The sequence below is a fragment of the Marinobacter bryozoorum genome (assembly GCF_023156245.1).
GTDB classification, from domain to species: Bacteria; Pseudomonadota; Gammaproteobacteria; order Pseudomonadales; family Oleiphilaceae; genus Marinobacter; species Marinobacter bryozoorum.
Window position 1 is genome coordinate 1 of sequence record NZ_JAKZAH010000045.1, and the last position, 20,742, is coordinate 20,742.

Sequence of the window (20,742 nt, forward strand, 5' to 3'; positions counted from 1 at the left end):
ACGTTCTCGGGCCGAACTGTGATTCGACGCGGCGGGGTCACTTGCTCAAAACACTTCTGCCGCGCAGACTCCTAGCCTCGATTTAACCGGCCTATTCAGCGCACATTTTTGCAATATTTGATCGCATTTATTGTACCCCCGCTGCATCTTATTAATGAAAGCGTGAATTCAGATAATAACTGCAGCACTTTGGCATAGCCAGGTAGAGGCGAGAGGAGCCAAAACGGACGGTCTCACTACAGCTTGCCCTTCACTCATATCAACACCCCAGCCACTCGAATTTTGGCCCGACCGACATCCCAAATCCCCGCCAAGTGGGCTCTCCTGGCCAATTGCTTGGTCGAACACTGTGATCGTGTATTGTGGAATTCGACCGGTCAATAATCCAATTCCACAAGAGACTTATCTATGAAGAACGTACTCGACCAAATCAGTTCATTGCTCAAAGAAGCGTTGGCTGTCGCAGAGACTCTCGACGGTTTCAAAGGGGGCAGGGCTTCACTGGACCTGTCCTGTTTGGACGGCAGAACCGCGACTGTCACCGAAACGCTCGACAACTTGGGCGATGACACCGACAACTCAGGATCGTCCATCACGCACACGCCACCCAAAAAATCATCGGTGGATCAGCTTGACGACATCAAAACAAACACCTGGTTCTAGAGGACAAGCGACTATGAAATCACTCGTTGAAGCAAAGAAGTTGGCTGCCGCACTCTCATCCGAATTCGGTTGTGGCGATCTGCACATCAATGTCCAGATGCAGCGCGGAGAGAGCTGGATCAGCATCGATATGTACCAGCCCCCTGAGGAGCCTTCGAGAATCCTGGCAACACTGAATTTCGATACCGGCGGACACGTGCTGGTGGATGAGTCAACGACACTGCACTAATAACCATGGCGCCGCCCCGGTCACATCCTCATGGCCGGGGCTCTTTGCCAAGAAAAACTCTCACCTCTACGGAACAATGCCCAGCTGGATTTGCCGAACAAAACGCCGTAGTCGAACAATATCCTCTTGAGTCTGCAGCAAGCACTCTGGCGCAACATTACCCAGAAACGGCCGGGCCCGCCCCATCCAGTCCCGAGCCACAGCTTCGTCTCCTTCAAATAGCTCAAGAACGTCCCTCCAAACTGCCTCTTTCAGCTGCAACAGTTCCTGGGCGTCGCCACCGGAAGTCTCACTTTCATGTACCGGCATTGTGGGGACCTCTCCAATCCGTTTCCATCTAAACCTGCATCTGCTAACGGTAGTACTTTTTCGACTGTTTAACACCAATCTTCGCTGGACGGCCTCCTTGTCCCGTCGATGTCTTTACACCGAGAGCACCCATCCACGTTTCTGGGCGCCCTGCCGCTCTGATGAGTAGTCCGAGAGCACGCATATACTCTTTTCTTGTTGAGTCAGACGCCGAACGGGCCGGCAGCCACACATTCCGGAAAAATTGGCAATGGTGCAGCTTAATCTGCTCTGGCCGGGTTACGTGAGGGAATTGCGCCTCAATTACCGAAACAATCCGGATCATTCGGTTGATGTACCGTTTCCGCTCCGTGTCACTGAGTGCACTGAAATCCAATCGCCGCAAAATGTGGTCAAATCGCATTGCGCGTGCCTCCCACATAAGAACTGGCTACTGACACTCGGTTGTGGCCCAACTGCCGTGCAACTTCCGCCCTCGCGATCCGATCCATCACCTTGTCACGGATCGGTTCTTTTAGAGGTGACGGCCCGCCCATCACTTCCTCATAAATATCCTGGGCAAAACCCGCCCTGAGTTCCATGAAATGGGGAATTCCAGACGACTGCAAAAACTGCCGGCATGGATTAACGTTGTTCAGCAAAAACGACTTTACCGTGTCGGTTTCCGACAATAAGTTCCGGGATCCTTCCGGTCGAACCTCGATGGCATAACGCAGCGCCTCCATACGAAATTCACTCGCCTTGATCGTGCGGTCCGTAGCTTTTCTCCCGCCTTTGCAACCTCTGAGGATTGCCGCCTCTCCTGTGGCCTCGATTTCCCGTTTCATACGATCAAGATCTTGAAGGATGCACTCCCTTACCCGCATACCCCAGGCCCGGGCTAACAGAATTACGGCCGCACCACGCTCGAATCCGGCAGCAATTGCAAGATCGGCTGCATGCTTGGTATCGAGGACATCCGCCTCTATCTCTTTGGTCCTCACCGATTGCCTGCAAACACCCAGAACTTCCCGCCCCGATACTTTCAGAGCGTCATCACCACGAAATGCGCGCATTACGGTGTTAACCGTGCTGATGGCATTGTGTGCGTATGCGACGCTGATTTGCTCATCGACATGCCCATCAGGCCACTCGTAGTCGTCATTCAACCGGGCTCTGATGTAGGCCCCGAATTGAAGGATGAATTCCTGGTCGATTCTCCTCGCATCGTTCATTCCACAGCGTTTGCAGTAACGAACAAACACAGACGCGCGGCGCTTGTGGGTTGCTCGGGTGTTGAAGTGGCTGTCTGAACCGTAGTGCTGGTCCAACGCCTTATGAATAGCCTCGCTCAGTTTTTTGCCACAGTTGTAATTCCGCTTGTACGCCGGTTTCTTCCGCTTGGCAGAGCGGCGGCCTCGTTTGACAGATTTATTACTCATACCATCTCCATTCTGTTGAAAAATCTTGAATACAGAGTGCGTGGCCAACCATGCGGAATCTGGGGCTCAGAGCCGGTCCCCACGCTGATGCTCCGCCCCGTAGTCCGCATTAAGTGTGACTGTGCCAGGGCCCAGAAAACCCTGACGGTGGGAGCATCCATCGTGCTGCTGTATCAGCACTTTTGCGTCTCTATTGCGGACCGTGAACACGAGATCGAAAATCGACAGCGTGTACGGGGAGCGGCATCTCGTAATCAGCGAGATATCGCAACGGAGGTTTTGCCTGACGGCGGTGGGATGACCGGGGAGGCGAGCAGCCAACGATGATGCGCTGGTAACGTTCCTTGTTGCTCAGTTGCGGAGTTAACGTAGACCTTTTCCGCAATTTTCGGTCATTGATTAGGCTTGCAACTTACTGATATCAGTGTGTTTGCAAGTCTCTTACCTATATCCATCTCACTATATAAACAGCAGCACTGCTGAGTGGATAGCGGATCGGGTTTTGTGTTGGCGTCGATAAGACGCACGTGCGGGAGTTGCTGGCGTGGCCGGCAGTTTTGGATTGGATCTCGGAGATCCATTGAGGAGGGTGATCACGGGGACCGTTTCTGAGTCCGGCGGAGCCGGAAGTAATTGCTGATTATTTAAAATGCTCAGCTAGCACCCCTCTTAATCCAATAATGGATGCGAGGATTTGATGATAAGTCTGGCAAACTGCTCCGTAGATATCAACGCGTGAAAACGCGAATTTCCTGCGTAAACTCAAGATTTTTACTTAATGACAACAGATAGTTAACCATATCAATTCGGCTTATAACGAGGGGTGCGACGACAGTAATGGACTCCAAGTGCACCCCAAGTGGACTTAAGCAAATCGAGTGGCGGCGAGGCCATCCCGAAAGGTCACTTCAAGTACACTTGGAGTCCATTAGAACCAAGGATTCAGCTATCCAGAGCTACTCCACCATCGCCTTAATCAACGCATCCCGGGCATCAGAGTAAAACTGAATATCGATCTTCGTTGCCATCTCGTCCGACAAATCAAACAACTGCCGGCGGCAGGCAACGGGCATCAGCAAGGCCGTTGCGCCCTTCTCTACCGCGATCTCGGCAACGGTCACCGGGTTATGCACTGGCTCTACCGAACCGCCCAGGTTGATCTCACCCACAATAATCAGGCCGCCTCGAACGCTTTTCTTGAGCAAAGCGGTGCTGAGGGCAATCAGTGAGGCCATACCGAGCTTGGCGCCGGATTTGGAAGCGTCGAAGGCTCGCAGCTGCACGGTGAATTCGTGTTGGCGAGGATCTTTGTCGCCGACCAGTTGGGCCGATCGGGCGTACAGGTTCTGCTCTGCGTAGCCAATGCTTTCCTTGAAGGCCGGTGGCACGGGTTTATTCAGTACCTTCACACCGGAACCCGGGCCTTCGTTCACCTCGATACGGTAAAGGCCGGGGTGCTCCTCTCCAGTACCAGGGGAAATTGACCACACCTGGCCAGGTTCCAGCGGGTCGTCACCAATACTGTTTTCACTGTGCAGTTCCGGAGTGGAAACGAACTTTTCCACACCGTCTTCACCCATCACATAGCTGAAATGAGTATTTCGGAACTCTGCCGCGCCGATACGTTTCTGCTGCTCTTTCACTCGGCGCCGGGCTTCCATGGCGATGCGTACCGCCCATTCAATGTCTTCGTCCGGAATCTGGGCCTCACCCGGGTACAGCAGTTTCAGCAAGCCACTGATGCTCTTGTTCACCGCATTGGTGTCCCGTCCGGACAAAGCACCACCGAAGAACACACGGTTTTGAATCACACTCAGCCTGCTCTGGTTACGAAGCTGGCTCCAGCACTCGGAAAGGAAGTCACTCACCAGACCAAAATGATTGGTCAGCAGCTCCTTGCTGACTTTGGGCACATCCCAACCTGGCAAGAAAGCATGAATACGATCCATGAAGGCGGTATCGTCCTTCATCTCCGGCGGCATAGGGCCAAACAAGTGGCCTATACGCTGCTGGTGCTCCACATCCACATCGAAGTTACCCACCAGCACAATACTGCCGTCCGCCCGAATGTTCTCCTTGCCACGACTGAACTCTCCGGACTCCATATAGCCCTTCATGATGTTGACGCCGTCTTTCTGGTCGAAAGAGATACCGGAGACCTCATCGAAGCAGACAACATCGTACTGACAGACCAAACCACGCTGTCCGTTCGAGTTATTCACAAACATCTTAGCGACGGTCGCTTTGCCGCCTGAAATCAGATGGGCGTAGGGAGAAACCTGCTGGAACAAGTGACTCTTGCCGGTGCCACGGGGGCCAAGCTCCACCAGGTTATAGTTGCGCTCAACAAACGGCACCATGCGCAACAGCATGGCATCGACCTGCCGCTCAGACAGGCCTTCAATCTCGATACCGGTAGAACGCAGCAGGAAGGCTTTCCATTCATCCGTGGTAAAGGCTTTCCGAGCCTCGGCCAGGCTATCCAGCACATCCCGCTTGGAGAGCTGAATCTCCCGCAAAGACTCCACCCCAAATGGCCGTCCTTTGCTCTCCTGGGCAATAGCTGCGTCGTAGTTCAGAGTGATCTCGGCGTAGAAGCCCCCGGTGAGCATGCGCTCATGTTCATTCACCAACTCCGGCGAGATACGAACATCCGTCAGGCGAAGGCTGGGCAGTGTTGCAATGTAACTATCGGTCTTTGCATCCAGACGAGCGGTAATCAGATCAATAATTTTGACCTCACCGTTCTCCCTGGCCCGGGCCTTGAACAACTCCTCTTCACCCGCCTTTACGGTGCGGGATTTGAGCTGCCGCTGAACAATCTCCAGCCCTTCATCAATTTCTTCCTGGTCAGTGCTTGCGCAGTAACGCCCCAGCAGAAACTCCACCACGTAGGTAGGCACCGGAAACTGGCGGCTGAAGGTTCGAACCAGGTCTTTACGCACCAGGTAGCCATCCAGTGCGGCAACCGCTTTGTTATCAATCTCATCCAATACCATCACACATCTCCCCCACCAATCCTTGTGTCGGTCTGGGCTACCAGAGCCCCGTTATCGTCCAGCAACACCACCACGGCGTTCTGGCCTTCCATGTCTTCGTCTTCCACCACGACCGATGCTCTGCCGTCTTCCTTCAAGGGCTTGGCACTGAGCACGACACTGCTGGATGCTTCCCCGGCACGGGTACGAATATCCAGAGTCAGACCTTTGTACTGACCTTCCACGGCTACGGTGCAGCGAAGCCCCTTCCAGACCAGATCCGTGAACTCAATCGTAGCCTGAGCGCCTGCGCCCCCTGTTACAACCAACTGCAAGGTCAGGCACTCCTGCAGGCTCAGGCCGCCGTGAGCATACTCCTCACCGTTCTTGTAACAGCTGACACCATCGGCCAATGCGAAATAATGGCTCGGGTTCCAATACCAGGGAAACACCCGCTCCTGGGTGTCTGCACCGGGCTTTAGCGCGGCGCAGCGGCCCCATTTGCTGTCGGCGAGTACGCTGGGCAACTGGGTTTTTGGCAAGCCTCCGGGCAACAACAGCCAACCATGGTCGGTAACCACCCGAACCCGCTTCCAGCCGGCAGCCAGTAATTCGGTAATCCGGGTCTGAACCTCCTGCAACAGGTTGTCCAGGTGTTTAGCCAGCTTCCAGCCCCGGTCGTGGCCTTCATGGTCGATATCGCCAAACTCACACCAGGCAAAGCCCTGGCCATCACCGTTGTCCGTCCGGTCCAGCACACGCCAGCCCGCCTCTTTCAACAGCTTCTTGTGGTGGTAACCACCCTTCAGAGATTGGCCAGTCTCGGCCACAGCGGGTTCGAAGTCAGCGCTGGCGTCGTCACCTTTGATCTTGTCCCGTACCGGAGACACAGCCACCTTGCCCGTGGCCGTAACACTGGGCAACGCCGTCCACACCGGAGATTCAGAGACCTCCAGGCCTGTGGTTTCCAGGCGTTCAACCAGGCGTTTACCGGTATCAAAACGCAAACCATCCACAAACAGCACGCAGTCCCCCTGCTCAGTGGGGAATTGCGGAGCATTCTCATGAGAACCTCCGGGATAACTGGCCCCGTCCACATGCTTTTGCAGATAGCGGGCCGAATCTTCCATCCAGGGCAGATAAACAGACCGGATGGCTGTGGTCACTGCGTTCAGGTCATCGTTGTTGGTTACTTCAGCCAGCGCTCGCATCACGCTGTCATCCACCTTCCAGCCAGTGCTGGCATAGCCATTGGCAAGATCAGTAACCGTGCCGGCCGCGAGAGCCGTTTTTGCGTGTTCTGCCATGGTCGCCAGGTGCTTCAGTGCCAACGCCAGGGATGCCTCGCCCAACTCAGCCCATACCAGTGAACGGCGGCCACCGTGGGCTTGTTCCAGGTCTTTAAGCTGCGCTATGGCCTTGTGAGCGGGCATATTGCTCAGCGCTAACAGATCCCGGCGCAAATGTTCTTCCTGGCTTTGGTTCCACTGTGGCCAGCCACCGGCCACGGATTCATCCGCGAACAGATCGAAAGATGGCGGCTGGCACTTGCGGATCTGGTCCGGAATGTGTGGATAACGATTAGGCGCTTCGCAAAACCGCTCCCACACCGCCTGCCAGGGGCCTTCGTGATTGGCCAGTTTGTTACAGCCGGCCAGAATACCGTCCTGCTGCGGATTGAACGCCAGTTGGGACTGGCACACCGAAACAAAGGCCTGCCATTCGTTCTCGCCCCGGGCAGCCTGAAATGCCTCGCCCTGGTCCAGCCACAACAACAGGTCCCGGGTGGGGTCACCACCGGTCAACAGGGTATTGAAGTAGTCTTTATCCAGCCGTTTGTCCTTGAGCAGGTCAACTTCCTCATCCAGCAAACGGTACAGCGCCAACTGCATGGCGTGGCGGCTCTCACTGTCCTGGGCAACATCCAGGCCCAGGCCGCCCTGGTCAGACTTCAGATAGGCCAGAATGGTCCAGTCCTTGGCATTCACCTGCGACCAGATCACACCTCTGTATTGCAATTCCGCCAAAGGTTTCAGTTCATCCGGGCAGCTTTCCACTGCTCGCAAATCCTGGCGGCTGACACCAGGCAGATACAGAATCGGTGCCCTGCTTTCCGGTAACTCAACATCTTCCGCAAACCTGGCAATAGCATACCGAAGCCAGATTGACGGACCGGTGCGTTTCTCCGGGGAGTAATCACCCAGCACCATCAGCTCGGGCAATTCGGCTTGCAGTACAGGAATTACGGCTTCCCATTGGCGGTCCCGGTCGGGCCAGAGGATGCAGGCGGGGGCTACCTGTATATCCGGGTTGAAAACCCCACTTTCACGTACTGTTCTTAAAAGATGGTCGAGCACCTTCATACACGCTCCCCAAAGAGTACTTCGCTCATGAATAGCGGCCCCTGTTCTCAAGGCAGTGTTTTCGAACCTCATCTACCCAACGTTCATACCAATGCCAATATTTCCCAGCTACCAGCGTCCCATAGCCTTTAGCAGGATTCTTTGCATCGAGAGCTTGCCAGAGCTCCGTATGATGGTGAATTGAGAACTTGGGATAACCTTCTGCCCGCATTAATCCAACCACTTGGCTTGGGAGATACTTACTTCTTTCGGTTTCTTTAATAACCGCATATTCTTTATTCACAGTTTCAGCCAGCTGTGAATCACTTCTTACAAACTCAATAACACGATCTGCTTGCCCTTTTCGATTAGCTGTTTTTGGAACAAATAAAATTCTGTATGCATAGTGAGCATTCGAGAACTCCTCATCAGATAGGCTTTCATCAAAACTTCTAATATAGCCCTCGATATTTGGTGGAAGTCCAGGCTGATCCTCTAACAGCTCTTTTTGCTCAGTGGATATGGTTGAAAACTGAAGGCTAAAAGACAAGTGCTTTTCGATGCCATTACTGGCTCCAAACAATTTCTTTATGTATTCATTATAATTCAGCGCGCATGCCTGAAAACGCGCACTCAGGACATCATCTATGCGTGTTGTCATTTGGTGCTCAATTTCATGACGCAAACCGATCAAAAAGCGCAGGTTATTCGATGTATCCCTATCAAGGGGCGAACTCTCATCATTTAGGCAGCGTTCTAACTCCCAATACTTGTATGCACCATTTTTGGTTCTATCAAACTCTCTCCGCTGTCCTTTTTGATGCCAATATCGGTACTCAACCTTGTGACCCCTGAAATAAGCATGGAGAAGGTATGTCCAGGCAATAATCATAAGAACCACATAGGATTCTGACTTAAACGTGATGTTCGGGTTGTTGAATATTTGAACAGCGGCAAGTGCTGCCTCACGCGACTTTTTAAGGAGCTCTCCCTTTATGGAACCGACACGTCGAATACGCTTACCCATTCAGTTCCCCCTTAACTTTCTGCTGCCAGGCCAATACTATTGCCCTGTTCCCATGAGCCACTTCCTGAATAATCGTTTTTAATGCTTCGGTTTCTGCACTGTGGGTACCAACGTATCCTGAACGAATCAAGCTGAGAATATCGGCTTCTCGGAGATACGTTCCATTCAAATCCTCGTAGCTGATGCGAATACCGCCTCGTGGCCCTCTGGATTTCTGAGAGGCCATAACTTGATTCAAGTGATCGAGAGATAGAAAAAAGCTCTGCTGAGTATCATCCACAATTTTCCGTTTCACGAATTTGAAGAAAAACGGATTCCGGTTTAGCCGATAATCACTCACTTGGCCATTGATGTTAGGAATGTGCATACGAGCTATTTCATCACGTAATTGCCGGTCGGGACGAAATATCCAATCATTTTTTCTTCCGATCTGATTGCCCTGCTCCAGCATCTTGTACTGAATCATTACGATATTGCCCCGTGTCTCGTTGACATATATGAGGTCAACACCAAGCATTTGCTCTAGTGGCAATTTATTAGCCGTGTAAATTATTAGCTGTTCGTCACCTTTTCGGAACACAGCTTTTCCAGTCACATCAGATGAAATAGTTTGAAACCCAGGTAATCGCGATGCATCAGAGTGCACCACGTTATCCTCGTAGAGAGAAGAGCCAATTAGCGCCAAGCCAGAGGATAAACCTTTCTTCACAACAACTTGGTCTGGTGAAGAGCTGCCGCGGATCCCAAACGCTGCCATTGCCGACTTGATAGCATCTTCCTGCGCCCAGCTTGTGTTACCTATTCGCCTCAATTGAGGTAGCTGAGAAAGAGCTGCGTCCATTGCAGACTGGTTGTCGGGACTAGAGGCGAGGGCATCGATCAGGCGCGCACTGAGCTTCGGGGAAAGAGCTTGGACCTCTCCCTCGCCGGGTAGGCGGCTACTCAACAAGCTCTCCATACGATTGTCGACAACTAAAGATTTCAAGTCCTGCAATGAATTAATATTCAGTTCTCGGAGCTTTTTGAGAGTTAGCCGTGAATCGAGCGTGCTAACCGCATTTTTCCGAAGTGCGGTGGCGAGGTAACACTTCGTTATGTCCTCTTCGTAAATCTCCAATAAACAGAGTGTCGGTAGCTTTAGCGGTTGGAATAGGGGGTGAGGCTTTACCATTGTCAGGTGATCAAATCCCTGCAATGAATTATGCAAAGCGTCAGATGACGCCTCATCGAGACGTATCAAGATCAACGGCTTCTTCTGTACCCACTCTGTGAGTTTTGCGACCGTAGTCACGTCAGAGGCCCCAGCCCGAACAACTTGTGGGAGTTCCTTAGCATGCTGTCAGGTCCCATTTCTCCGCGAGTAGAGCCAAAAGCTCTTTTTGTCTGTTCGACACAATCTCAGGCGTCCATTTTTTCTCGTTGAGCACCTGGGTCGTCAACGTATAAGAGCTAACGCCTGACCGCCCACGGAAGTAGGCATCTTTTTTCCGGTCAAAGTCATAGTTCTGAGCCTGAGAGTTGCGTCGTTTGTTTAGCGGAACCAGATTGGCCAAGCGATGAACCCAGGCTTCCCTTGCCTGAGCGTCTGGCCAATCTGTTTTCCACTGACTCTCTTCACTTACTGTTTGTGGCAGAACATGCTCAATGGTTAAGAGGCTCGCATCGTAGCTGGCCGCACCATCCGACAAAAACGAGTCCAAACGGAGAATTAGATAATTCCTCCTTCGAGCTGTGAGCGTGTAGATATCCCCATCCAGGACTTTTCTCATTTCCTGCTTTTCACCCTCAGTCAGCAAAACCGCCTGCACAGGGGTATCCGCGTTGTGATCTCCCATCAGTTCTGAGATCACAGTGGAATAGCGCTCGATCCGTTCATTCACATTCTTTGCGGTCAGATGCAGGCACGCAGCAAGCCGCTCAAGCTTCTCCATAAACCACTGAACGTAGTCGGGCCTGTTCTTTTGTTGGGACAAGAAGAGCATGGCCGCTGGCACCCAGTCAGAGTTGTCGATTCGGTTCAGCCAGCGCAGGTAGGTATTAATCTTTTGAGCATCCACTTCTGCCTGATAGCTGGAAGATCGCAGGATCGACAAGGCTTCTGCATAGGGTTCCAACACATCATCCACCAAAGCTTTAGGTGAAGACACCTGAGATAAAACCTGCTGTCGAAACTCCTCCAAGAGAGCTTTCTTGGCCTTTTCGCGGGCGTAAACCATTCGAACGTAGGCGAATAGGTCATTAAAGCCTGCACGGCCAAGCTCAACCTCCATGTCTTCCCATTTTTCGTTATAAAGCTCCTGCTCTTCCGAGGACTCAATCGCGCCGATAATGTCCGCTTTGATGATATCGGTAGGCTGCAGATCAAGGCCGCGACTGTTCATCACGGAGAAAACGCGAAATGCTGACTGCTGACTGGGAGTAGAGACTGCTACCAGGAAACAACGCTGCAGCAAGAAACCAACAAACCCCTCAAGTGATGACATATTGTCACCAAAGGACCGGTCGATCCGGCTCAGCAGAAGCCGGGCATTAGCCTGAATGTTTTTCCGGGATTCGTTCTGAAGAGACTCGGAATTGAGGTCCAGTAGCTCATTGAACTGAAGCGTTTGCACGTACTTGGCAAAAAATTCTTTATCCCGCTCACGAAGCGTAAGGCGCGGTTTTGCGGCTAACTGCTCAAATTTGTTCCCTGCCTCGACAATATAGTTCTTCAGCAAGGCTCTATCGTCTGGGGCGGAGCGAGCTGCCAACGCGGCCAGCAGTATAGTCAGCGTTGTCAGCCGTTGTTGGCCATCAATTACCTCAGCCGCCGGTTTCCCCTCCTCCTTGATCAGTACGATACTACCGAGAAAGTACCCTTCATCGAGTTCAGAGCGGTAGAAATCATACAAATCATCAAACAGCTCCGATGCCTGATCTACCGTCCAGGCATAAGGGCGCTGGTAAGAAGGGATGACATACTCGAACTCTGAGCTGAAAATTTTGGCCAACGGATACTCAGCACCACTGATCTTTTTTGCCATGTCAGACTCCCTTCGTTTTGTTGTTTTGTTCTCGCGCTGCCTGTTTTTCTGCCAAGTTCAGATGATGATCGTTAATCCGCTCGCCACCAAAGGTTTGGTACCAGGGTGCCGACTCCACATCCTTGCCACGGTCTTTGGTCCATTTGATGTTGGGTTTGTCGCGCAGGATGCCGGCGCCATTCTTTTTCACATCCGCGACGGTCATGAACGGGCGGATGTTGAGGCGGACGCCGTCGTTTAGGTCTGGCTCCCAGCCGATGGGTTGTTGGTCGATGGGTTTCCAGCGCACGAAGATGTCGTAGGGGGCTTCGCCTTCGAGGATCTGCTCCAGCTTCTTCTTCAGGGCTTCCGCAGCGGCGAGGCGTTCTTCGGCACCGTCGATGCCGTTGTTTTTGTCCTGCTTCTGGCGGCCTATCCAGTCACCCAGGTAGGTGTAGACCAGGGTTTCCAGGTTTTTTCGGTCGAGCTTGTGGTAATTCACCAGGGCTGAGAAGCCATCCGGCAGGCCGTCCCAGATGTGCCAGATAAAGGGGCGGTTCTCGAAGAGTTTGCAGTGTTGGGTGAAGAACTTGTCGCGCAGCCAGGTTTCCAGGGTCTTGCCGGCGTGGCCAGCACTCTTGAGCAGTTCTGCCAGAACATCGGTGGACCAGGCATCGCCATAGGCAGCGGCCAGAAGGTTCAGCAGGCGGTCGGCGGCTGAGGCTTCTCCGCGTACGGGGGGAATACAGACAATGCCGTCTTCATCGGCGACGGGCAGCAATGCCTCGCAGCGTTTAACCAACTCACGCTGCTCATCGGCCAATTCCATGTCGGGATCCAGCTCGGCGGGCCAGCGGTAGCCGAGCAGGCGGGCAACGGCGACTTGCAGAACCGTGTCGTCGGTGCGCAGCGGGCCTTCGATTGTCCACTTTTGTTCTTCGTCCCACACGACTGAGCCGCAGGGGTGGCCGTGGAAAATCCACTGCGTGGGATTGTTGGTATATGGCTTAGGCAGTCCGTGCGGGTATTTTTCTTTTGCAATTTCAGTCCAATGCTGGAGGTCAAAAGGAACTTTAGCCAGAGTGGCGTTGGTAACGCCAAGCTTTTCATCTAGCTTGCGTACTGACTGGTAGTATTCAGCGGAAGCACAAAAGCACCAGACGGCGGGAGTTATTTCTCCATTTTCTGTAGCCAAAACAGAAACATTATTATCAAAGAATCCACCCAAATAGATTGACGCGGGTAGCTGCCTAGTTTGGGTAATAACTATGCCACTCTTATTTTGAGCGCCCAAACCTTGAATTCTTGCTTTTTCATTATTAGCCAGCCTGCCCTGCCCACCTTCCCATAGTAGAATATTCTCAAGTCCAGAAAACATTTCCGAATATTTAAAGGTTCCATGTAAAGGGACCCAACAAGCACCGAAGCGACGGACTTCCCAAAAGCATTTGCCATATTGTGGAAAATCAGATGAAGCTAATCCTTGAAATGCCCATAGATGTTTTTCGAGTAATTCATTTTTTGCACTAGAAACGAATGCAAATTTTGAATCCGGCATATTTTTCAGGTTTTCGATAGTCGATATTAGCACTTTTCCTGTTTTAATTTCATTAGATCGCTCGCTTTCACTTGGGGATGGCGCCTCTATACTAGTTACAAAATCTGAATTTCTGGATTTATCTTTAGTTATTATTGCAACAGCCCGTAGTACGTCCCAACTAGCTTTCGCCGTGGCACCTGAACCAACCTTAGTTAGATTGTTAATAGACGAATTTTCAAGCAAATCTAATCTAAGGCTCTTATATGACCTTAAGTAATACCAGTTTAGGGGAGTTACGGAACAATGGGTACCGCCAGCACTTAGAAATTCATCGAACCGTTTCAAGAAGACGGTCGCAATATCCGGGTCGCCGAGACTATAGTAGGAGCTGAGATACTCCTGCAATTTCTCGGATTGTTTTCCTCGAACTAAGTAAGGAGGATTTGTAAAAATCAGCCCGTAGCTATCAGACAACAGCATCGCCGCCCTCATTACGCCTTTCGCAACGACACCAATCTCTAGCTTTTCATCTTCATACTCTTTTGACAAAGCCTTTGTCAAAAGAGGAATAACTTTATCCCACTCCAGCTCAAATAAGGAGTTTTTACTAAGGCTTCTCTCTGGGTTAATTAAACTCCCTAATATAGGAGCATCACTGAACTGCTCGTAAAGCTCCTCTAGAGCATTCTCTAGGTCTGCGTCATCCCCAGCCAATGCAAGCCATTCGCTTTTTTTTGTACTAATCGATAATCCTGAGCAGGCTACATGCAGTTCAGGCAAATCTCGATAACCGCCTGAGCCCGGATACTTCCAAGCGGTCAGGGCCAACGCAAAGGCGGCCAATTCGACACAGCGCTGATCCAGTTCCAGGCCATGAATGTTTTCTCGCAACACCGCATTCACGGCGTCCCGAGCGGACAAACCGTCGCGCTCCATGCGCATGGGCACGAGCATCAGGAAGGCGGCCACCAGGAAGTGGCCGGAGCCGCAGCAGGGGTCCAGGGTTTTCAGGTCGGCCAACTGCTCCGGCCAGGCATCGAAGGTGCCGGCAGCCGGTGTCCAGGCCCCATCTTCCTGTTTTACAAACCGCAGGTATTCCAGCGGCACGCCGGGGATGGCCGCTTTTTGGCGCAGATCTTCTTCGCTTTCAGCGTTCTTCAGGTCATCTTCACTCAGCTGCCGGGCTGCCCACCAGGCACCGAGGGAATTATCGAGCAGGAAGCTGACCATGTAGGGCTCGGTGAAGAGCTGGGTAACGGCGGGGAGCTCCCGGGCGCCGATCTTGACCTCGGACTGGTTGACCTGCTCCTTCTTCCTGGCCTGCCAGAACTGGTAAACCCAGCCCAGGCTGTCAGAGGCGGTGAACACTTCCAGCGGCAGGCCCGCGACCTGGCGTTCCAGGGCCTGTTGGTGCTCTGGTGGCAGGGTCAGCTGGAAAACCGGGGAGTCCAGCCGGAAAATCTGCGGCAGCATACGGGCCGCATAGCGGGCAGCCAGCTCCCAGCCGTTGGCGGCGCCTTCATCGGCGGCCAGGTCTTCACACTCTTCCAGGGTGATGGCCACCGGTTCGTCCGGGTCTGGGTACATGAGCAGGTCGTTTTCCGCCAGGAAGCGGGCAAAGAGCATGCGGTGCCAGTGCTCGTAGGCAACCTCTTCCACCAAACGGTCCATGCTTTGGACCTTGCCACCGTTCAGGGAGTCACCCAACTGTCGACCATGGGCGCGCAAGCGGCGGCGCAGCTCCCGCTCGGTCTCGCTCAGATGCGCGGCCGGTGTGGGGTCTGCCACACCCAGCTGGTCCAACGCGGCGCGGGCACCGGTTTCGGCCGTGTCGCGGGCGTTTTTAACGGCGCGTTCCAGTTGGTTTCTGAGTGTCTTGTCGAGTGGCTGCATGTTCTTTTACTTCCCCAATCCTTAAAGTGATGCCACGGCTACGGCTTTGGTGCCGTTAAAGCGCTTTTCCTGGCACATCGGTACGCACCGATATGCGCACTTTATCCATTAAACGCATAGTGTGCGCATAGAAGTTTATCTATGCGAATTTCAATGCTCACGCGCATTGCTGTATTCATAGCGCGCCCAGCGCCGCTCCCCCACCTTCTGGAGGCCGGCGTTCTCCTGCATCAGCTCCTGCATCAGGCGCCGGGCCTGATTGCGGTCAAAGCGGGTGATTTGCCGAATGTCCTTGTTACTCAGGCCCGGCTCGTTACGACGGGCACGCTCCATCAGAATGCTGAGTACGCGGGTTTTGGCGGCTTCCCAGTCGATGCGGCGGCGTGCTTCGCCCTGGCCGTCCTCGGCCAACTGATTGTATAGCTCGGGCTGGATGCACCAGTATGCGCCCCGCCCGGTACCCCCGTGCTCGATGTAACCTGCCGACTCCATTGTGGATAACTTTTCGCGCATTTCCGCTTCGCCACGCTGGCACAGGGTGGCTGCGGTGTTGGTGTCTATTTCCGGATGCTGGAGTAGGTACTGGAGCAGCATCAATTCATCCACACCCAGGTTACGCCCGTGCTCGCTTTCCTCCGCCACAAACAGACGGAAGGTGGCGTTTAGCTCTCGCTTGGGGAAGCTGACTTGTACCGAATCACCAATCTCACGGATCTGGGGCGGTTCTTTGCCTTCCATCAGCAGGGCAGAGAACATGCGGTTAATGCCCAGGTTGCTGCGGTTTACCAGGCGCAGCCGGGTAAGGGCTTCCACCAGTAAAGGGTTTCGGGCAGCGGGTTGGTGATGAAGGATGTTGTTGGGGGTAATACCGGCAATAAAGCCCCCGTTATTGCTGATTTCCAGCCGGTCAGCATACAGCTTGACCATCACCGGCCCGGCTATGCGCAGGTCCGCATGGCAGAAGGCGTTCATCAGGGCTTCACGCACCGCAATTTCCGGCCAGGTGCGGTATTCGTAGTGGAACATGCCCTGTTTGTAGGTGGTAATGGGATTAAAGGGCACCAGCAGTTCTTCTATGCGCTGAACGGACAAAGGCAATGCGCTGACCCGATCCTCCCGAACGCCGTAGTCGGTATCCGAGATCATTTGCAGGAAGGTCCAGTTGTGGCCGGGGAGGTGTTCCCGGATGGCGGCTTCGGTACCGGCCAGCAAAATAGCCGCCCTGGTGAGCTTACCCTGTTTGATCAGACCAAGAGTGGACAGAAGTTCAGTGTCTGATAGCCGTAGCAAGTCTTCCGGCGCACGTTCCTTGCTGGCCTGGTTGCGCAGTGCTTCCAACGCTGTGGCGGACAGTAGGGAGTTATCCACAGGGGCAACGGCTTCTGCGGTGTAATCGGTTTCACCGGTTTCGACACTGATCTTCCGGCGCAGTGTGCCGGTCAGCGGAACGCAGTCTTTGCTGACGCGGATAGTCCCCCGCCCTGCGGTGTCGGTGTACGGCGGCATACCGGGGTGAACCTGCATCAACAGTAACCGGCCGGTGCCTTCCGGTACGGCCAGCTCTTCGAAAACCGGCATGATCTTTGGGTCAGTCTGGTCGTAGACGGCCTTTTTCAGCAGGTTTGAATCGATTTCCGGTGGCACTCCCAGAATGGCGCTACTTCGGCCCTGTATGCGGTCGGCCACGCCAAATACCACGGTACCGCCACCACCATTGGCCATGCACACGGCCATCTGGACCACGGTTTTTACCGCGTTGTCCCGGCTTTTCAGATCCCACTGTTTGAAATCGAGGTCCTGGTCTTCCAGCTCGTCGGCTATGCAATGGTCCAGCTCTGGCAGCAGGGCCTCGATGTTGGCGGCGGTTCGCATGATATCTGTCGCGCTCTTTATTTGACGGAAATTGGGCCTTTTTCCAGGGCCGTTTTAAGCTGATCTTTCACTTCTTCCGCCCAGGCATCAACATCTGCCTCGGTTTTAAGCGTGCGGCGTGGTACCGATACAAACTGGATTTCCGGCTCGCACAACTCGGCAGCCGAGACTGCTACGTTGTCAAAACGGCTGGGTAGCGCGGCTACCCGGTCTGCGAACATGGCAAGTGAGCATTGGTCCAGGGTGTTCAGTACTTCATCCGTGGACTGAACGGCCACTTTCGGCTGATCAGCCAGGGTCAGCTTCTGTTCGGACAGCAACTGGTTACGCTGCTCCGGCTCCAGCTGCTTCCAGTTTCCGTCTGCCTCCAGGCGTTTCATGCCCTGTTCGTGCCGGGCCTGGTAGTCCAGGTTCAGGGTGTTCAAGGCTTCGCGCAGGCTTTGGGTCAGGCTGGTGATCAACGGATTGATCGGGTCCGGCTCTTCCAGCAGTTGGCGCTGTTGTTCGATGGTGTCTACCTGGGCGCGGTACACCTCGGCATCGGCCAGAGCGGATGCGTGGTTTACCAGGCGTTTGAGAACCATCCAGCTGGGCCAGCGTTGCTGGATTTGTTCTGCCAGTTTCTCCCAGTGCTCAATGCTTTGAACGAGTTCTTCCCGGCGGTTATAAAGGGCCAGCAGTTGCTCGTTACCGGTTGTCAGGCGGATATCGTCAAGGAAGCGGGTGTCCGGGCGTTCGGGTTTGGGTGCTTCACCGCCGGCTTTATCGGCCAGATCACTGACTTTCTGCAGGAAGGATGGCACGTGTGCCAGTTCTTCGCCCTGCTTGGCGGATACACCCACTTTCTGGAGCACTTTGCGGATCTGGATACGCTGCGGTGTGGTGACATTGGCGGACTCCACTTTGAATAGGGTTTTACCAATGCTCTTGCGCTCCAGGGCGGAAGGCTCAATGGGTTGGCCACGATCGTCCTGGGCCCGGATGATTCCGGCCACCAGCAGTACCTGAAGGCCGCCATCCACCGCATCGCGGGACCAGCCGAAATCTTTTCCTTCAAAGTGAGCGCGTATGTCCGCACCTTTTTTGCCACCGGCAATGAAGCCCAGAATGGCTTTACAGACCGGATTCTTGCCAGGCTCACCATCGTCACCGACGGCTTTGAGAGCATCCGGTGCGCCCGTCTTCGCTTTTTCGTAGGCTTTTTGCCAGCCGCTGTGGTCAGCAATATGGAAGTTGGGGTACAGGCGTTGCAGCGAGTTGTTTGCCGCTTCCAACACCATTTCCTGCAAATTGTTACCAAGGATTTCATTGCCACCACCCTGGAAGACCCGGGCGCCGGAGAAGGCTTCACTGAGCAATTCCCGGATTTTACCTTCAGCGGTCTGTTTGGTCGTTTCCATGGCCGCTTTGGCTTCGGTGCCTTCCGGCGTGTTGGGGGAGCCACGCTTGTCTAGGGTAGCGCTCGCTGCTTTGTAATCGATCAGGTGATGGCGCAGGTCATCCGCTGAACGCTTGGGGATAAACACAAAAACGGTAGGCGACTGGTTCCCGGCTTGCCGGGCATCCGCCCGGACGGAGTTTTCATCACTGCTCCAGCCATCTCGGACCCACACGCAGATACGCTCGTTCGCATCCGCCGGTAGCTGGGCATCAAACACCGGGTAGATATCCCGGGTAACCTTCGCTTCGCCCTGCATCAGCGACAGTTTGCGCGCGACCTCACCGAACATGCGGCGTATGCGGTCGTCCCGTTCTGCGTGAATGCGATGGGCTTCATTGGAGAGCGCGGAACGCTGGCTGAGGAATTCGTCGGTCCAGGCGGAGCTTTCTTCAGTCTGGATGCGATATTCCTCGCCCACTTTCATCAGCAATTCGCAATGATCCAGCAGGCTAGGGAGCTTGCTGCGCAGGCTGCTGCTACCACTGGACAGATCTTCTACCAGCAGATCTGCCAGTGAATCGACGTTCGCACGAATGCCGATCTCATTGTTCTGACCGCCCAACTTGTTGATCAGAAATACCAGTCCGCAAGCACGGGCCATCAGGCGCTGGTCTTCCGTGCCTTTTATCCAGCTCATGGTTTTTTCATGAACCTTGCGAGGCAGAATTCGGGCCTGCAACAGTTTGTCTGCGGAATCAAAGTAAAGGTAATCCGCCGGTACCACATGGCCAAGAGGATCATCCAGGTTGGTCTGGATGACTTTGTGAATCATGCTGAGCTGGTTACGCAGCTGGCTGTCGGTACCGGTCTGGTCCAGTATTCTCAGGGTGTTTTCCCAGAAGCGACGACGCACCGGCAATATCGGGTAGTCCTGAGGGAAGTAAGGCAGGTCATCCTGCCGGTGGCCGATGGTTGTGCCCGCCAGGTGCCGGGAAATTTCGCCCAGGTTGGTTTGCAGAACCTGATCAATCGGCCCTTTGGCTTCAGGCTTTTTGGCGAGAATGACTTGCCGGATAACAGCATCGACATCGGCATCAGACAGCTCAACACGGATGGTGAAGCGGCCTTCGAGTTTCTTCAGATTGCTGGTGCCGGTTACCGCTGTCTGGCCGGTGCCAATGAATAGCAGCTTGCCACCGAAGTTTTTACAGCAGGCCTCGACCGCTTCCTGTACCGCAATGGAGCGTTGGCTGTCTTCGCCAATGAACTGCTGAACTTCGTCCAGTACGATCAGGGTAAGCGGGAATTTGCCATCTGTGGTCAATGCCTGGCGAATGGCCTTGAGCATGTCGTCGCTGGAAATGTCCTGAACGAACGGATACAGGTTGTTCAGGGTTTCCACGCAGGACGCCGGCGATGTGAACAGTGCCGGCTTTGCCTGTACCAGTGCTTCGTGCAGGCCTTCGGCCACGTAGAAGTTATCCAGCTCTTCCTGCCAGTCGTAACCATTGGATTCGACACTCTGACGCACCTGGTCGTAAATACCTTCGTGCTTCAACCACATCACAAAACGGGCGACCGGGTACTGTTCCGGCAGCCCTGCGGATTTGAACAGGATACGCAGTAGCGCAAGCCGTACACTACCGCTCGCGCCGGAACCCAGGGTTCCGGATGCTGCATGCAAGCCACCGTGACGCTTGGCCTGTACGCTCAGCTCTTTGAGGTGTTCACTCACGCCTTGTGGCAGTTTGGCGATGCCCCGTGCAGTAGCGCCATCTTCAAACTCTGCATCTACCCACAGTGCCCTCAGCATCTTCACCAGGTGGGATTTACCAGAACCGTAGAACCCGCTGACCCACACCGCCGGCTGTTGAGCCTGGTCGATGTTCTTCAGGTAGGTTTCCAGAATGTGGGACATGCCTTTCTCGTACTGGCCGTCACATACGAAGGTTTCCAGTTCGTAACGGAGTACCGCCAGGGCATGGCTTGTGGTTTCGTCGTTAACACTGGCCACACCTTCGTTGACCAGTTTGCGGGTGGTCGGATCTTTCTGATAAATCTCACGATTCTTCATGAACAACCTCT

The 20,742-nt window shown here is 53.9% G+C and carries 12 protein-coding genes; 2 read left to right on the forward strand and 10 right to left on the reverse strand.

The genetic code is table 11. The features are described from left to right. The first annotated feature begins 408 nt into the window (after positions 1-408). Both MLC59_RS17250 and MLC59_RS17255 read left to right on the forward strand, forming a co-directional pair. Positions 409-663, forward strand: a complete 255-nt coding sequence (locus MLC59_RS17250; RefSeq protein ID WP_248236642.1) for a hypothetical protein — start codon at positions 409-411, stop codon at positions 661-663. A gap of 13 nt (positions 664-676) precedes the next feature. Then, positions 677-892 carry a hypothetical protein gene (locus MLC59_RS17255; protein WP_248236643.1) on the forward strand — a complete coding sequence of 72 codons (216 nt, stop codon included), beginning with the start codon at positions 677-679 and terminating at the stop codon, positions 890-892. A gap of 66 nt (positions 893-958) precedes the next feature. On the opposite strand, the gene MLC59_RS20185 is transcribed toward MLC59_RS17255, so the two are convergent. The 10 genes from MLC59_RS20185 to brxC all read right to left on the reverse strand — a co-directional run bounded on the left by MLC59_RS20185 (position 959) and on the right by brxC (position 20,731). Further along, the gene (locus tag MLC59_RS20185) at positions 959-1,201 is read right to left on the reverse strand and encodes an antitoxin Xre/MbcA/ParS toxin-binding domain-containing protein (RefSeq protein WP_427901741.1); all 243 of its coding nucleotides are present in this window, start codon (positions 1,199-1,201) and stop codon (positions 959-961) included. Between the two features lie 392 nt (positions 1,202-1,593). Further along, on the reverse strand, positions 1,594-2,622 hold the full coding sequence (locus MLC59_RS17260) for an integrase domain-containing protein (RefSeq protein WP_248236644.1): 1,029 nt from the start codon (positions 2,620-2,622) through the stop codon (positions 1,594-1,596). 956 nt (positions 2,623-3,578) lie between these two features. Continuing rightward, on the reverse strand, positions 3,579-5,621 hold the full coding sequence (brxL, locus tag MLC59_RS17265; protein ID WP_248236645.1) for a BREX system Lon protease-like protein BrxL: 2,043 nt from the start codon (positions 5,619-5,621) through the stop codon (positions 3,579-3,581). Continuing rightward, positions 5,621-7,963, reverse strand: a complete 2,343-nt coding sequence (gene pglZ / locus MLC59_RS17270) for a BREX-1 system phosphatase PglZ type B (protein ID WP_248236646.1) — start codon at positions 7,961-7,963, stop codon at positions 5,621-5,623. The genes brxL and pglZ overlap by 1 nt, the downstream gene beginning before the upstream one ends. Positions 7,964-7,988: 25 nt before the next feature. Next, positions 7,989-8,969 carry a DUF3644 domain-containing protein gene (locus MLC59_RS17275; RefSeq protein WP_248236647.1) on the reverse strand — a complete coding sequence of 327 codons (981 nt, stop codon included), beginning with the start codon at positions 8,967-8,969 and terminating at the stop codon, positions 7,989-7,991. Beyond that, entirely contained in the window at positions 8,962-10,260 is a 1,299-nt protein-coding gene (locus MLC59_RS17280) for a hypothetical protein (protein WP_248236648.1), read from the reverse strand. The genes MLC59_RS17275 and MLC59_RS17280 overlap by 8 nt, the downstream gene beginning before the upstream one ends. Positions 10,261-10,297: 37 nt before the next feature. After that, a complete protein-coding gene (locus tag MLC59_RS17285) occupies positions 10,298-11,992 on the reverse strand; it encodes a DUF262 domain-containing protein (RefSeq protein WP_248236649.1) in 1,695 nt (564 codons plus the stop codon). Position 11,993: 1 nt separating this feature from the next. After that, on the reverse strand, positions 11,994-15,404 hold the full coding sequence (locus MLC59_RS17290) for a BREX-1 system adenine-specific DNA-methyltransferase PglX (protein WP_248236650.1): 3,411 nt from the start codon (positions 15,402-15,404) through the stop codon (positions 11,994-11,996). A gap of 150 nt (positions 15,405-15,554) precedes the next feature. Continuing rightward, on the reverse strand, positions 15,555-17,276 hold the full coding sequence (locus MLC59_RS17295; RefSeq protein ID WP_248236651.1) for an ATP-binding protein: 1,722 nt from the start codon (positions 17,274-17,276) through the stop codon (positions 15,555-15,557). A gap of 17 nt (positions 17,277-17,293) precedes the next feature. Beyond that, complete coding sequence (gene brxC, locus MLC59_RS17300; RefSeq protein WP_248236652.1) at positions 17,294-20,731, reverse strand: BREX system P-loop protein BrxC; 3,438 nt, start codon at positions 20,729-20,731, stop codon at positions 17,294-17,296. Positions 20,732-20,742: the final 11 nt, after the last annotated feature.

Excerpts from the sequence above, each read along its gene's own strand:
- MLC59_RS17255 (WP_248236643.1), top strand. The coding sequence starts at position 677 with ATGAAATCACTCGTTGAAGCAAAGAAGTTGGCTGCCGCACTCTCATCC.
- MLC59_RS17260 (WP_248236644.1), bottom strand. The coding sequence starts at position 2,622 with ATGAGTAATAAATCTGTCAAACGAGGCCGCCGCTCTGCCAAGCGGAAG.
- MLC59_RS17285 (WP_248236649.1), bottom strand. The coding sequence starts at position 11,992 with ATGGCAAAAAAGATCAGTGGTGCTGAGTATCCGTTGGCCAAAATTTTC.
- MLC59_RS17275 (WP_248236647.1), bottom strand. The coding sequence starts at position 8,969 with ATGGGTAAGCGTATTCGACGTGTCGGTTCCATAAAGGGAGAGCTCCTT.
- MLC59_RS17250 (WP_248236642.1), top strand. The coding sequence starts at position 409 with ATGAAGAACGTACTCGACCAAATCAGTTCATTGCTCAAAGAAGCGTTG.
- brxC (WP_248236652.1), bottom strand. The coding sequence starts at position 20,731 with ATGAAGAATCGTGAGATTTATCAGAAAGATCCGACCACCCGCAAACTG.
- brxL (WP_248236645.1), bottom strand. The coding sequence starts at position 5,621 with ATGGTATTGGATGAGATTGATAACAAAGCGGTTGCCGCACTGGATGGC.
- MLC59_RS20185 (WP_427901741.1), bottom strand. The coding sequence starts at position 1,201 with ATGCCGGTACATGAAAGTGAGACTTCCGGTGGCGACGCCCAGGAACTG.
- pglZ (WP_248236646.1), bottom strand. The coding sequence starts at position 7,963 with ATGAAGGTGCTCGACCATCTTTTAAGAACAGTACGTGAAAGTGGGGTT.
- MLC59_RS17295 (WP_248236651.1), bottom strand. The coding sequence starts at position 17,276 with ATGCGAACCGCCGCCAACATCGAGGCCCTGCTGCCAGAGCTGGACCAT.
- MLC59_RS17290 (WP_248236650.1), bottom strand. The coding sequence starts at position 15,404 with ATGCAGCCACTCGACAAGACACTCAGAAACCAACTGGAACGCGCCGTT.